The sequence below is a fragment of the Lentzea chajnantorensis genome, assembly GCF_054300775.1.
The window spans coordinates 7,093,138-7,106,202 of the sequence record NZ_JBSDZT010000002.1 but is presented as its reverse complement, the minus strand read 5'-3'; the positions used below and the strand labels follow the sequence as shown (position 1 = coordinate 7,106,202).

At 72.7% G+C, this 13,065-nt stretch carries 11 protein-coding genes and 3 pseudogenes; 4 read left to right on the top strand and 10 right to left on the bottom strand.

The genetic code is table 11. From position 1 onward, the window contains the following. Window positions 1-26: 26 nt before the first annotated feature. On the bottom strand, window positions 27-1,508 hold the full coding sequence (locus ACVDFE_RS34080) for a glutamate--cysteine ligase (protein ID WP_360388337.1): 1,482 nt from the start codon (window positions 1,506-1,508) through the stop codon (window positions 27-29). Window positions 1,509-1,632: 124 nt separating this feature from the next. On the opposite strand from ACVDFE_RS34080, the pseudogene ACVDFE_RS34075 reads away from it, so the two are divergent. The 3 genes and pseudogenes from ACVDFE_RS34075 to ACVDFE_RS34065 all read left to right on the top strand — a co-directional run. Next, window positions 1,633-2,061, top strand: a pseudogene (locus ACVDFE_RS34075) (AfsR/SARP family transcriptional regulator); the annotation flags it as partial. Window positions 2,062-2,227: 166 nt separating this feature from the next. Continuing rightward, a pseudogene (locus ACVDFE_RS34070) lies at window positions 2,228-2,566 on the top strand (AfsR/SARP family transcriptional regulator); the annotation flags it as partial. A gap of 42 nt (window positions 2,567-2,608) precedes the next feature. Beyond that, the gene (locus tag ACVDFE_RS34065; protein ID WP_458434443.1) at window positions 2,609-4,711 is read left to right on the top strand and encodes an ATP-binding protein; all 2,103 of its coding nucleotides are present in this window, start codon (window positions 2,609-2,611) and stop codon (window positions 4,709-4,711) included. Here ACVDFE_RS34065 and ACVDFE_RS34060 read toward each other — a convergent pair. The 7 genes from ACVDFE_RS34060 to ACVDFE_RS34030 are packed head-to-tail and all read right to left on the bottom strand — an operon-like array spanning window position 4,692 to window position 10,466. Then, the gene (locus ACVDFE_RS34060; RefSeq protein ID WP_360386902.1) at window positions 4,692-5,489 is read right to left on the bottom strand and encodes a carbohydrate ABC transporter permease; all 798 of its coding nucleotides are present in this window, start codon (window positions 5,487-5,489) and stop codon (window positions 4,692-4,694) included. The genes ACVDFE_RS34065 and ACVDFE_RS34060 overlap by 20 nt on opposite strands. Beyond that, on the bottom strand, window positions 5,486-6,292 hold the full coding sequence (locus ACVDFE_RS34055) for a carbohydrate ABC transporter permease (protein ID WP_458433373.1): 807 nt from the start codon (window positions 6,290-6,292) through the stop codon (window positions 5,486-5,488). The genes ACVDFE_RS34060 and ACVDFE_RS34055 overlap by 4 nt, the downstream gene beginning before the upstream one ends. Continuing rightward, window positions 6,292-7,506 (bottom strand): ABC transporter substrate-binding protein, encoded by a 1,215-nt coding sequence (locus tag ACVDFE_RS34050; RefSeq protein WP_360386907.1) that lies wholly within the window; start codon window positions 7,504-7,506, stop codon window positions 6,292-6,294. The genes ACVDFE_RS34055 and ACVDFE_RS34050 overlap by 1 nt, the downstream gene beginning before the upstream one ends. After that, a complete protein-coding gene (locus tag ACVDFE_RS34045; protein WP_360386909.1) occupies window positions 7,503-8,231 on the bottom strand; it encodes an amidohydrolase family protein in 729 nt (242 codons plus the stop codon). The genes ACVDFE_RS34050 and ACVDFE_RS34045 overlap by 4 nt, the downstream gene beginning before the upstream one ends. After that, a complete protein-coding gene (locus ACVDFE_RS34040; protein ID WP_360386911.1) occupies window positions 8,228-8,971 on the bottom strand; it encodes an amidohydrolase family protein in 744 nt (247 codons plus the stop codon). The genes ACVDFE_RS34045 and ACVDFE_RS34040 overlap by 4 nt, the downstream gene beginning before the upstream one ends. A 34-nt stretch (window positions 8,972-9,005) precedes the next feature. Then, complete coding sequence (locus ACVDFE_RS34035; RefSeq protein WP_360386914.1) at window positions 9,006-9,647, bottom strand: 4'-phosphopantetheinyl transferase family protein; 642 nt, start codon at window positions 9,645-9,647, stop codon at window positions 9,006-9,008. Then, complete coding sequence (locus ACVDFE_RS34030; RefSeq protein ID WP_360386917.1) at window positions 9,648-10,466, bottom strand: metallophosphoesterase family protein; 819 nt, start codon at window positions 10,464-10,466, stop codon at window positions 9,648-9,650. A gap of 659 nt (window positions 10,467-11,125) precedes the next feature. On the opposite strand from ACVDFE_RS34030, the pseudogene ACVDFE_RS34025 reads away from it, so the two are divergent. Next, a pseudogene (locus ACVDFE_RS34025) lies at window positions 11,126-11,524 on the top strand (transposase); the annotation flags it as partial. A 146-nt stretch (window positions 11,525-11,670) separates the two neighbouring features. Here the strand turns inward: ACVDFE_RS34025 and ACVDFE_RS34020 are convergent. Beyond that, complete coding sequence (locus ACVDFE_RS34020) at window positions 11,671-11,844, bottom strand: hypothetical protein (protein ID WP_458433372.1); 174 nt, start codon at window positions 11,842-11,844, stop codon at window positions 11,671-11,673. Window positions 11,845-11,877: 33 nt separating this feature from the next. Next, entirely contained in the window at window positions 11,878-13,053 is a 1,176-nt protein-coding gene (locus tag ACVDFE_RS34015) for a histidine kinase (RefSeq protein WP_360386920.1), read from the bottom strand. Window positions 13,054-13,065 lie beyond the last annotated feature (12 nt).

The following is a 13,065-nucleotide window of genomic DNA, read 5'->3' as shown; positions in this document are numbered from 1 at the left end:
GGGGCGTGGCCGGTGCCACGCCCCCTTCACGACGACAGCGGCCAGGTGTGGACGGGTTCGTTGGCGTGCATGAGGTCCACGTAGGTCCGCAGCATCGTGCGCAGCGCGTCCGCCCGGTCCAGGTGCGAGTGGTCGTAGTGCCGGTGGAACTCCCTGGCCTGCCAGGTCGCGCCGTTCACACCGCTCAGGCACCGCTGCTCGATCACACCCAGCAGGCGGTCGCGCTCGGCCGAGTCGACGCCCCACCGGATCAGCCCCTCGTGGGCGAGCGGCAGCAGCCGGCGCAGCACCAGCTCGACCACCGGCACGGTGCCGACGCCGGGCCAGTACATCTGCGCGTCCATGCCGTTGCGCGCGGCGGCGTTGAAGTTCTCCTCCGCCGCCTGGAAGCTCATCTGCGACCACAGCGGACGCTCGTCCTCGGCCAGCGCGCGCACGAGGCCGAAGTACAGCGCCGCGTTCGCCAGGGTGTCCACGATGGTCGGACCCGCGGGCAGCACCCGGTTCTCCACGCGCAGGTGCGGCCGGTCCCGCACCACGTCGTACACCGGCCGGTTCCACCGGTAGATCGTGCCGTTGTGCAGCTTCAGCTCGCTCAACGAGGGCGTGTCGCCCTTGTCGAGCACCGCGAGCGGGTCCTCGTCGTCGCAGATCGGCAGCAGCGCGGGGAAGTAGCGGACGTTCTCCTCGAACAGGTCGAAGATCGAGTTGATCCACCGCTCGCCGAACCACACCCGCGGCCGCACGCCCTGCGCCTTGAGCTCGTCGCCGCGCGTGTCGGTCGCCTGCTGGAACAACGCGATCCGCGTCTCCCGCCACAGCTCCTTGCCGAGGAAGAACGGCGAGTTCGCGCCCACCGCCACCTGCACGCCGGCGATGGCCTGCGCGGCGTTCCAGTAGGCGGGGAACTGCTCGGGGCTCACCTGCAGGTGCAGCTGCGTGCTCGTGCACGCCGCCTCCGGCACGATCGAGCTGGACGTGAGGTGCAGCCGCTCGACGCCGTCGATGGAGATCTGCAGGTCCTCGCCCCTCGCCGCCAGCACCTGCTCGTTCAGCAGCGCGTAGCGCGGGTTGCCCGACAGCAGGTCCGGCGTGATGTGCCGGGACCGCAACGTCGGCAGGATGCCGTTGACGACCATGTGCGCGCCGACCCGGCGGGCCTTCTCCTCGGCGTCGTTGAGGCTGCGGCGCACCGTCTCCTCGAACGCCGTGATGCCCCCGCCGGCCAGCCGCCGCGGCGCCACGTTGATCTCGATGTTCCACTGGCCCAGCTCGGTCACGAAGTCCGGGTCGTCGATGACCTCCAGCGCCTCGTGGTTCTTCATCGCGGGATCACCCTGCTCGTCGATCAGGTTGATCTCGATCTCGAGGCCGGTCATCGGCCGCTCGAAGTCGAACCGCGCCTCGCGCAGCATCCGCGCGAACACGTCGAGGCACCGCCGGACCTTCGTCCGGTACCGCGTGCGGTCCTCGCGCGTGAACTCCTGCTTCGCGACGTCCTCGCCCATGGTGGCCTCCCGGCGGTCGAGGGAACACCTCACCACTCTGCACCATGGTTGATCAATCCGACACTCAGGGGAGCGTTCCCGCGCACCAGGTGGGACGCCGGACGCCCGCCGTGCCGCGGCCCCGATGACAGCCTTCCATTGTCCCGAATTCCGGGGTGGATTTCCCGGCGGTCCGCGGAGAAAGCCGGCGGTCGTTCAGGCGCCCATTTTCATTCGGCCCCTTACCTGGTTGCGAGTTGTCCACTTTTTGACCCTTTTGTGGGCTGTCCTCGCACCGTACCGGCGGTGCTACCGTGCGAAGTCAGCGACGAGAGCCGGGTGGGGAGCCTTGGGGAACATCGCGAGGTTCGGCATTTTGGGACCGTTGTGCGTCACGCGGAACGGCAGGGCCGTGAAACTGGGGGGACCTCGGCAGCGGACGTTGCTCGCCGCGTTGCTGGTGCGGGCGGGCAAACCGGTGGGGCTGAGCGGCATCGTGGACGCGCTGTGGGGGGAGAACCCGCCGGCGAGCGCGGTGGCGAACGTGCACACGCACGTGAACCGGCTCAGGAGCGCGTTGAAGGACGTCGGGCTGGACGGGCTGCTCGTCACCGACGGCAGCGGGTACCGGTTGCTGGTGGAGCCGGACCAGCTCGACAGCGTGCGGTTCGAGGCCTCTGCCGGGCAGGCCCGGAGCGCACTGCGCGCCGGGGACGCGCTGAAGGCGGTCGAAGCTCTGGCAGGAGGCGTGGGACTGCTGGCGGGGCGCGGTGCTGGAGGACGTGCCGCGGGCCGGGTGGCTCGAGACCGAGGTCGTGCGGCTGGAGGAGCTGGCGGCCGCCGCGCGGGAGGACTGCGCGGACGCGCGGCTCGCGGCCGGGCAGTACCGGGCGCTCGTCACCGAGCTGTCGGCGCTCGTGCGGGAGCAGCCGCTGCGGGAGGGGCTGTGGCGGCGGCTGATGCTCGCGCAGCACCGGGCCGGGCGCCGCGCCGAGGCGCTGGAGACGTACCGGGCGGTGCGGGAGGTGCTGGTCGAGGCGCTCGGCGTGGAACCGTGCGCGGAGATCCGGGAGCTGCACCGGGAGGTCCTGCGCGGCGAGGGACCCGTGGTGGTGCGACCGATGCAGCTGCCGCCCGGCGCGCAGGACGTCACCGGGCGCGCCACCCAGACCGCGCGGCTGCGCCGGTTGCTGACCGGGCGGGCCGGTGCGGTCGCCGCGATCACCGGCAAGGCGGGCGTGGGCAAGACGACGCTGGCGGTGCGGGTCGCGCACGAGGTGGCCGGGCACTTCACCGGCGGACAGCTCTACGTGCGGCTGGGCGGCACGCACGCGCCGCGCGACCCGGCGACCGTGCTGGCCGAGCTGCTGATCGCGTGCGGGGTGCACCCGCACGCCGTTCCGGAGGACCGGGAGGCCCGCGCCGCGCTCTACCGGTCGCAGCTCGCGGCGCGGCCCGTGCTGGTCGTGCTCGACGACGCCGCGAACATGGCGCAGGTGCGGCCGTTGCTGCCGGGCACGGCGGGGTCGGCGGTGCTGATCACGAGCCGGGCGCAGCTGGTCGACGTCGACACCGCGCACACCGTGCACCTCGACGTGCTCAGCACGGAGGACGCGGTGCGGGTGCTCGCCTCGATCGCCGGTCGGTCCCGGCTCGCCGCGGAACCCGACGCCGCCAGGGCGGTGGCCCGCTACTGCGGCAACCTCCCGCTGGCGCTGCGGATCGCGGGCTCCCGGCTGGCCCGCAGGGCGCACTGGACGGTCGGGCGGCTCGCGGAACGGCTGGCCGACGAGGGCACCCGCCTCAACGAGCTGTGCATCGACGACCTGGAGGCGCGCGCCAGCCTCGCGCTGAGCTACGAGGCGCTCGGACCCGCCCAGCGACGCGCGTTCCGGTTGCTGAGCCTGCTCGACGTGCCGGACTTCCCCGCCTGGGTCGCGGGGCCGCTGCTCGACGTCCCCGTCGCGGACGCCGAGGAGCTCGTCGACGGCCTCGCCGACGCGCACCTGCTCGAACCAGCGGGCCACGGCCGCTACCGGTTCCACGACCTGCTGCGGGTCTTCGGCCGCGAACGCGCGCAGCAGGACGACCCCGGCCGCACCGCGGCGCTCACCCGCGCGTTCACCGCCTGGCTCGACCTGGCCGCGCGCGCCGAGTCCGGGCTGCCGAGCCGGTTCCTCAAGGTGCGGCTGGAGGTGCGGGACGCGCGCCTGCCGGGGGACGTCACCGCCCGGCTGCTCGCCGACCCGCTGGCGTTCCTGGAGGCCGAACGCGACGCGCTGGTCGCCGTCGTCGAGCAGGCGCTCGCGCTGGGCCTGACCGCGCTCGCCGCCGACACCGCCGGGGTGCTGACGACGTTGTTCGACCTGCGCAGCCACTACGACCTGTGGCGGCACACGCACGAGCTGGTCCTGGCGGCCGCGCAGCAGAGCGGCGACGCCCGGCGCACCGCGGTCCTGCACCAGGGGCTCGGCGCGCTGGCGTTCTACCGCGACCGCTTCAGCGAGGCGCGCACGCACTTCACGCGGGCGCAGCACCTGTTCCACGACCTCGGCGAGGTGCCGGGGCAGGCCTACGCCAACCTGGGCCTGGGCAGCGTCGACCTGTTCCACGGCCGCCACGACGAGGCCGCCGCCCTGCTCGCGCGCGCCAGGGCCGGCTTCCACCGGTGCGCCGACGCGTTCGGCGGTGCCTTCGCCCTGCAGGGGCTCGGGGTGGTGCGGCGCAACCAGGGCCGCCTCGACGAGGCCGCGGCGTTCCTCGACCGCGCGCTGGCCGCCTTCGCCGAGCTCGACTCGGACTACGGGCGGGCGTGCGTGCTGTTCAGCTACGGCCTGCTCCACAACGCCCGCGGCGACCTCGCCGCCACCGAGCACGCGATGCCGGCGGCCGTCGGCCTGTTCCGCGCGGCGTCCTGTCCGCGCGACGAGGCGCTGGCGCTGCACGTGTTCGCCGCCATCCACGCCCAGCGCGGTGACGCCGATCGCGCGGCGGCGCTGATGGCCCGGTCGCAGGCCGCGTTCTCGCCGCAGGACGAGAGCGTCGGCAAGGCCGAGACCCTCTACAGCCTCGGCTGGGTCGCCCACCGCGACCGCCGCTTCACCGAGGCGCAGGAGTGCTTCACGCGGGCGTTGCGGCTGTTCGAACGGTTCGACATGCCGCTGCACCAGGTCCGCACCCGTGCCGCGCTGCACAGCACGGGCCTCACCGGCCCCGGCCGGTGAGCGCGCTGACCAGGTGCCGTTGCAGCAACCAGAACACCACCAGGCACGGCAGCGCCGTGGCGGTCGCGGCGGCCATCAGCTCGGCGATGTCCAGCCGTGTGGAGTCCATCGTGGACAGACCGAGGGTGAGCGTGCGCATGTCCGTGGAGTTCGTGACCACCAACGGCCACAGGAAGTCGTTCCAGTGCCACAGGAACACGAACACCGCGAGCGTGGCGAGCACCGGACGGCACAACGGCAGCACGATGTGCCAGTAGGTCCGCCAGTCGCCGGCGCCGTCGACCCGCACGGCGTCGAACACCTCGCCCGGCAGCGCGCGGATGAACTGCCGCAGCACCAGCACCGCCTGGGCGTTGGCGAGCGTCGGCACCACCAGTCCCCACCAGGTGTCCACCCACCCCAGTGACGCGACCAGCAGCAGCAACGGCACCAGCACCGCGTGGAACGGCACCATGAACGTCGACACGATCGTCCACAGCAGCAGGTCCCGGCCGCGGAAGCGCTTGCGGGCGAACACGTACGCGGCCATCGACGCGGACAGCAGGACCACCACCACCGACACCAGCGCGTAGACCAGCGTGTTGAGCGTCCACCGCACGAAGTCCTCGGCCGCGAGCACCACGGCGAAGTTCCGCAGCGTCAGCGACTCCGGCAGGGCGTGCGGCAGCGTCGGGGAACCGGGTGGTGACAGCGCGACCACGACCATCACGGCGAACGGTCCCAGCGCGAGCAGCGTGACCACCGCCAGCACCACGACCGGCCACCGCGAGCGCCTCACGGGTCCCCGCCGAACACCCGCCGCTGGGTCAGCGCCATCAGCAGCACCACGGCCCACAGCACGACCCCGGCCGCCGCCGCGTGCCCGAGGTCGAACAACCGGAACCCGTACTCGTACACCACGTACGCCAGCACCTGGCTGGCCCGCATCGGCCCTCCCTCGGTCAGCACGAAAACGGTGTCGAAGACCTGGAACGCGCCGATCGTCTCGACCACCACCACGAAGAACAACACCGGGCGCAGGAACGGCAGCAGCACGTGCCACACCCGTTGCCACGCGGTCGCCCCGTCCACCCTGGCCGCGTCCAGGCAGTCGGACGGCACGTCCTGCAGACCGGCGAAGAGCACCAGCACCGCGTAGCCGGACCCCTTCCACACGCTCACGACGGCGAGCGCGGGCAGCACCAGCGACGGGTGGGACAGCACCCCCAGCGGCTCGAACAGCCACCGCCACACCACGGCGGCGAGCACCGGGCTGGTGGCGTACGGGGCGAGCAGGGCGGCGCGGAACCAGCCGCGCGCCCACGTGACCCGGTCGAGCAGCACCGCCGTTCCCAGCGCCACCAGCACGGTCAGCGGCACGCACAGCGCGACGTAGCCGAGCGTGGTGCGCAGGCTGGCCGTGAACGTCCGGCTCGCGGCCAGGTCGCGGTAGTTCGCCAGCCCGACGAACGTCCAGCCGCCGCCCGCGTCGTGGTCGGTGAGGCTCAGCCCGGCCGCCCCCAGCACCGGGACGACCCGGAACAGGCCGAAGAGCACCAGCACCGGCAGCAGGAAGAGCAGGGTCGTGACCGCGCCGCGCATCAGCGGCCGAGCAGCCCGTCGACCTCGGCGGCGGCGTCGGCGAGCGCCTGCTCCGGGGTGCTCCTGCCCAGCAGCGCGGCCTGCAGGTGCGGGGCCAGCAGGCCCATCACCCTGCGCGCCTGCGGGTGCGGGTCACCGGCCGACGCGTAGGGCAGCGCGTCGAGGAAGCTCCTCGCCAGGGCGTCCTGCGGCGGCGCCACCTCGGCCCACGGCGCGAAGAAGTCCGACCGGGCGCACAGCGCGTCGACGACCTCCCGCGAGCTCAGGTGGGCGAGCACGGTCCTGGCCGCCGCGGTGTCCTTCGCGGTGCGCACCAGCGCCAACGCGCCGGGCTGGCCGAACGTCGCCCGCACCCGGCCCTGCAACGGCGGGCCGACCGCGGTGTTGTCCGCTCCGATGCCCGCCGCGATGGCGCGGGCTTCCGCGGCGGTCGTCACGTGGCTCATCGCCGCCTTCCCCAGCGCCACCGGGTCGTCCCTGATGTCGCTCTTGCGGGTCGTAACGTCCGCGGGCAGGCCGCCCGCCGCCGCGAGGTCGACGAGGAACCGCAGCGCCGCGACGCCCTCCGGGGAGGAGAACGCGCTGCGCCGGCCGTCCGGGCTGAACACCGTGCCGCCCGCCTGCCACAGCAGCGGGTAGAAGGTGATGTTGAGCGTCTCCTCGGCCGACCCGGCGTAGTCGAGCACCGGCACGCCCCTGGCCGCGAGCCGCGGCGCGGCCGCCCTGACCTCGTCCCACGTCCGCGGCAGTTCCGTGATCCCCGCCTGCGCGAACAACGCGCGGTTGTAGACCGTCGTCGTGACGGTCTGGTACAGCGGCACGCCGTAGACCTCGCCGTTCACCGTCAGCGCCGAGACCGCCGACGGCCGGAACGCCGTCCCACTCGCCGCCACCACGTCGCCGACCGGCTGGAGCGCCCGCTGGGCGGCGTACTGCGGGATCATGTCCGGCTGCAGCAGCACCACGTCCGGTCCGCTGCCCGACAGCAGCGCCGTGCCGATCTTCTCCTGCCGGCCGGCCCACGGTTGCAGTTGAATCCGCAGGTCGATGTCGTGCGACGACTCGAAGCCGCGCTCGACCTCCTGCCAGAACGCCCTGCTCGCGGTCTCGTCGTCGATGACCGGGTACAGCCACACGGTCACCGTCCGGCCGGTCACCGGTGCGCCGCAGGCCGTGAGGGCGAACGCCAGTGCCGCGGCGAGCAGGCGCCTCACGCCGGAATCCCGAACAGGCCGGCGGCGTTGCGCCACATCACGTGCTCGTGCTCGCGTTCGCTCAGGCCCGCGTCCACGACCACGCCGAGCGCGATCGCCGGGTCGACCAGCGTGCTGTCGGTGCCGAAGAGCACCTGCTCCACCGGCACGCGGTCCAGGGCGTAGCGGAAGCGGTCGCGGTCGGTGATCGAGCAGCACGGTTCGAGGTAGAGCCGGTCGCTGCGGACCGCCGCCTCGACCGCCGTCCGCCACGCCGGCCCGCCCATGTGCCCCGCGATCACCCGCAGCCCCGGCACCTCCTCCAGCACGTCCACGAGACCCAGCACGCTGTCGTCCCAGGTGTGCACCAGCACCGGCAGCCCGGCGGCCGCAGCCATCCGCAGCGCCTCCCGCGTCGGCGTGGACGTGAGCGGCAGCGCGGGGTAGGTGGTGTGGATCTTCACGCCCACGAACCGCTTCGCCGGGGTGTAGCGCTCCAGCTCGCGTGCGGCCTCGTCGAGCTGGTTGGGGTTGATGACGACGTATCCGAGCAGACGCGGTTGTTCGGCCAATGCCTCGGCCATCCACCTGTTGCCGCTCACCATGTCGTAGGTGACCGCCTCGGACGCGGACACGATCTGCCGGTCGATGCCGTAGCGGTCCATGAGCTTGATGTTGACGTCGACGGCGCCCACGTCCGTCGAGAAGAACCACGGTCCCGCGTGCCCGTGCACGTCGATGATCATCGGGCGTCCTCCAGCCACGCCGTGGCCGTGCCCCCGGCCACCTGGTGCCACTCCTCGGTGCCGAGGCCGGACATGCGCAGACGCAACGCCGACGGCATGACGTCGTGCACCGGCGCCCGCGAGCCGTACGCGAGGTGGTGCGCCCCGACCTCGCCCGCGATCCGCTCGATCGAGTCGGGTCCGACCAGCATCCGGGTCGAGGCCACGAACCCCGGCTCGCGACGGGCGAGTACGACGAAGTCCGCCACCTTGTAGGCGTGCACGTCCAGGAAGCACACCCGCGTGCCGCTGAACGCGGGCCAGTAGCGGCTGATGTCGCCGCTCGTCAGCAGCACCATGCCGTGGGCCGACGCGAGGCCGACGACGTGCTGCAGACCCGGTGACTCCGGCTCCACCCATTGCTCCGGCGGGAACACCCGCAGCAGCCGCACACCCTCGGCCGCAAGGCGCGCTATCTCCGTCTCGGCCGTCAGCGCGTCACGGATGTCCACCGTGCCCACGGGGACATGACCCGTCTGTTCGATCGCCTTGCGCATCTCGTCGTTGCCCGAGCACGCGTCGAACAACCCGCCCCGCAACGAGCACACCAACCCGCGCGCGATGCCGTGACGAGAGAGCTGCTCACCCACGGCCTCGATGGACGCGTCGACGTCGCGGGTGGGCACAGCGCCGAAGAGCACGTCGACGTCGAGCGCGATCTCGTGCCGCTCGTGCGGGACGTGGGGGAGGGGAGCCACCATGACCAGCAGCCTGGTGGCCGCCCCTACACGAGCCCTACACGGCGGGCACCGCGATCGCGGTGACCAGGACGTCGCCCTGCACCAGCCAGCGGCCGCGGAAGTCCGCGATCGGGGTGTCGGGCAGCAGGATCCGCGAGTGGAACGTGCCGTCCGGGTCGAGCGTGATGTCCGCGTCCTCGAACCCGAGCCACCGCCGCGTGACCGGGAACCACGCCTTGTACGTGGTCTCCTTCGCGCTGAACAGCAGCCGGTCCCAGCAGATCTTCGGGTCCTCCGCCCGCAGCCCGGCCATCCGGTCCAGCTCGGCCGGCACCGCGATGGCCCCCAGCACCCCGTCCGGCGCGGGCCCGTGCGGTTCGGCGTCGATGCCGATCGTCAGGAAGTCCGCCGTGCTCGCCAGCGCGGCCGCCCGGTAGCCCAGGCAGTGCGTGAGGCTGCCGACGACGCCCTCCGGCCACAGCGGCTCGCGCTTGGGCCCCGGCAGCACCGGCGCGGGTGCGACACCGAGCCGCGCCATGGCCTGGCGCGCGCACCAGCGCGCGGTGCCGAACTCCGCGCGGCGCTTGGGCACCGCGTTGCCCAGCAGCGCCTCCTCCTCGGGGAAGAGGCCGGCCGGCTGCTCGTCGTCGAACCGTTCCACCGCCGCGATCGGCGGGGGGAGGAGTTGTTCCAGCACCTATGACTCCCGCAACACGTCGTGCAACTTGGCCCCGGTCACGCCGCGCGGTCGCCACTCGCGCGGGTAGCCGAGGGAGACCTCGTCGAAGCGCACGCCGTCGTAGACGGTCGTGCGGGGGATGTGCAGATGGCCGTAGACCATCTCGACGGCGTTGAACCGCGTGTGCCAGTCGGCCGTCGCCGTGGTGCCGCACCACAGCGCGAACTCGGGGTAGCGCAGCACGAACGTGGGGTCGCGCACGAGCGGGTAGTGGTTGATCAGCACGGTCGGCCCGCTCACCTCGGCGAGCCGCCGCGCCGTCTCCTCCACCCGCGCCCGGCACCAGGCCTCGCGCGACGGGTAGGGGTCGGGGTGCAGGAAGTACTCGTCGGTGCACACGACGCCCGCCTCGTGCGCGATGGCGAGGGCGGACTGCACGTCCGTGGCACCCGGTGGCCTGAACGAGTAGTCGTAGCCGATGAAGAGGGGACAGACGGTGACCGGCCCGCCGTCGCCGTCGAAGACCGCGTACGGGTCCTCCGGGGTGAGCACGTCGAGGCTGCGGCAGAGTTCGACGAGCTGCTTGTAGCGCACCTCGCCGCGCGCCTGGTTCTCGTCGTCCTTCGTGGTCCAGAGCTCGTGGTTGCCCGGGGACCAGATGACCCGGCCGAACCGGGGGCGCAGCGTCCGCAGGGTCCACTCGATGTCGCCGAACTTCTCACCCACGTCCCCGGCGACGATCAGCCAGTCGGCCGGGTCCGGTGCGGTGATCGCCGCCACCACGTCGCGGTTGTCCTGGTAGGAGACGTGCAGGTCGCTGGTGGCCAAGAGCTTCACACCTCGACGGTAGCCGTGGCGTCAACGCGAGGAGATCAACCTGAACCGAAGAGACCACCCGTTCGTGTCCTGAGTAACACGACCGGTTATCCGTTCGTCGCAGACAGTGCGCCACTCGTCTCAACAGGGCGAGCCGCAAGTCGCCGACCTTGCCCCGCTCATCGCTGCCGACGGCCCGCGCACTTACCTGTCCACCTGCACCGTTCCTACCGTGAGCGCTGTCACCTGACGGAAAAGTCCTGGCGGAGGACCACACCATGACCGACTCCCAGTTCGCCCGCACGCCGGACCCGCGACTCGCGCGCGGAGTCCCGCAGCGGCAGGTCCCCCAGGGTCAGGTCCCCGCGCGCCCGGTGCCCGCGCGCCAGGCCCCCCAGGGTCAGCTGCCCCAGCGCCCGCTGCCGCCGCGCCAGGGCCAGGTGCCCCGCTACGGCCAGCCGGTCGACCCGCGCCTGGCCGCCGCACCGTCGTTCCGCCGCACCGTCGGCGCCGAGATCGCCCGCCACGCCCAGCAGCACCAGGCCTACGCCGTCCCCTCGCGCCGCAGCACGGCCGAGGAGACCGCGCTGGCCACCCTGCTGCGCTCCCGCCAGCGCGCCGAGTCCGCCCGCCAGGACACCCGGTCCGCCGACACCTCCGTCCCGCGCCAGGACTCCTGGATGCGCGCCGGCGTGTGGCCGGAGCAGACCGCCGACCCCGGTCGCGGCGACGTCATCGAACAGCTCTCGTCCCGCCTGGTCAGCCCCAACCTGTGGGCCGTCGTCGAACCCCTCATCCCACCCGCGAAGGTCCGCCGCCAGGGCGGTGGCCGCGGCCGCGTCTGCAACCGCACGGTCTTCACCGCCATCGTCTTCGTGCTCTCCTCCGGCTGCGCGTGGCGGCACCTGCCCGCGTCCTTCGGCGTGACCGTGCCGACCGTGCACCGCCGCTTCCAGGAGTGGACCGACCTGGGCCTGTGGACCCGCCTGCGCCGCGCCGTGGCCGAGGGCGCCTGCGGCACCGACGAGGTCGACTGGATCCGCGCCGTGCTCGACGCGGCGGACCGCCGGTCGGCGAAGGCGGCCGGCTGAGGCGCCGTCCCCCTGCTCGCGCCGGGGTCACCCTGAGGAAGGGTGGCCCCGGCGTTGTGTTGCGCTCGCCCGGTTCGTGCGCCCTGCCGAGCACTGACCGCTCATCGCACCGTGACCGGCCGACCGGTGTCCGCTCAGTGCGTTGTCGCTGTCGCCTCCGCGATCATCTGGCGCGCGTGGGTGATGAACCGCGTGGCTTCCGGCATCGTCAGCACCACCGCGTCGCCCGCCGGACCGAGCACCGCCACTCCAGACCGCTCATCGCACCCGTGACCGCTCATCGCACCACGACCGCTCATCGCACTCATGGCCGCTCCCGCGCCACTTCACCGCATCCCGCGTCACATGCCGTTGATGCCCGCCTGGTACTTCGGCACCCGCACGGTGATCTTCGTGCCCAGCCCGCACGCCGTCTCCACCACGAGCCCGTACTCGTCCCCGTACACCCGCCGCAACCGCTCGTCGATGTTCCCGAGCCCGATCCCCGCGGATTCGTCGACCTGACCGGCGAGCGTCCGCCGCAGCTCGTCGGGGTCCATGCCGATGCCGTCGTCCTCGATGGTGATCTCGGCCTCGGCACCGCTGTCGTTCGCGTAGATCTGGATGTGGCCCGGCTCGACCTTGCCCTCCATGCCGTGCCGCACGGCGTTCTCGACGAGCGGCTGCAGGCACAGGAACGGCACGGTCACCGGCAGCACCTCGGGCGCCACCTGCAACGTCACCCTCAGGCGTTCGCCGAAGCGGGCGCGTTCGAGGGCGAGGTACTGGTCGATCGAACGCAGCTCCTCGGCCAGCGTCGTGAAGTCGCCGTGCCGCCGGAACGAGTAGCGGGTGAAGTCCGCGAAGTCGAGGAGCAACGTACGCGCGCGCTCCGGGTTGGTGCGGACGTACGAAGCGATGGCGGACAACGAGTTGTAGATGAAGTGCGGTGAGATCTGGGCGCGGAGTGCGCGCACCTCGGCCTCCACCAGGCGCGTCCGCGAGCGGTCGAGCTCGGCCAGCTCCAGCTGCCCCGCCGCCCACCGGGCCACCTGGTTCGTCGCGCGGACCAGGCCCGCGGAGGCCTCGCGGGAGTAGGCGGCCAGGGTCCCGACCACGCGGCCCTCGACGGTCAGCGGGGCGACGACCGCGCAGTTGATCGGGCAGTTCGGTTCGGTGCAGCCGATGTCGAACGCCTGGGTGCGGCCGGTCAGGAACACGTCCTGCGCCTGCGCCATCGCCTCCGCGGCGTGGTGCTCGGACACGCCCTCCCACGCGACGACCTCGGTCTCGTCGGTCAGCGCGAGCGCGGGGGTGTCGAGCAGTGTGCGCAGGTGGCGCGCGGACCTCTTCGCCGCGTCCGGGACCAGGCCCGCGCGCAGCGGGGGAGCGGCGGACCAGGCGGTGTGCAGGGTCTCGTAGGTCACGCGCTGGGCCTCGGTCGACAGCGACTGCCGGCTGCGCGTGCCCCGCCACAGCACGAGCACCGCCGCCCCGCCGACGATCAGGATCGCCGCGGCGGTGAGGAGGTCGTGCATCTCAGTTCACCT

What these genes read in the sequence shown, in the direction of transcription:
- ACVDFE_RS34015 (WP_360386920.1), bottom strand. Translation starts at nt 13,053, where the DNA reads ATGCACGACCTCCTCACCGCCGCGGCGATCCTGATCGTCGGCGGGGCG.
- ACVDFE_RS34040 (WP_360386911.1), bottom strand. Translation starts at nt 8,971, where the DNA reads ATGGTGGCTCCCCTCCCCCACGTCCCGCACGAGCGGCACGAGATCGCG.
- ACVDFE_RS34020 (WP_458433372.1), bottom strand. Translation starts at nt 11,844, where the DNA reads ATGAGTGCGATGAGCGGTCGTGGTGCGATGAGCGGTCACGGGTGCGAT.
- ACVDFE_RS34080 (WP_360388337.1), bottom strand. Translation starts at nt 1,508, where the DNA reads ATGGGCGAGGACGTCGCGAAGCAGGAGTTCACGCGCGAGGACCGCACG.
- ACVDFE_RS34045 (WP_360386909.1), bottom strand. Translation starts at nt 8,231, where the DNA reads ATGATCATCGACGTGCACGGGCACGCGGGACCGTGGTTCTTCTCGACG.
- ACVDFE_RS34055 (WP_458433373.1), bottom strand. Translation starts at nt 6,292, where the DNA reads ATGCGCGGCGCGGTCACGACCCTGCTCTTCCTGCTGCCGGTGCTGGTG.
- ACVDFE_RS34065 (WP_458434443.1), top strand. Translation starts at nt 2,609, where the DNA reads ATGCAGCTGCCGCCCGGCGCGCAGGACGTCACCGGGCGCGCCACCCAG.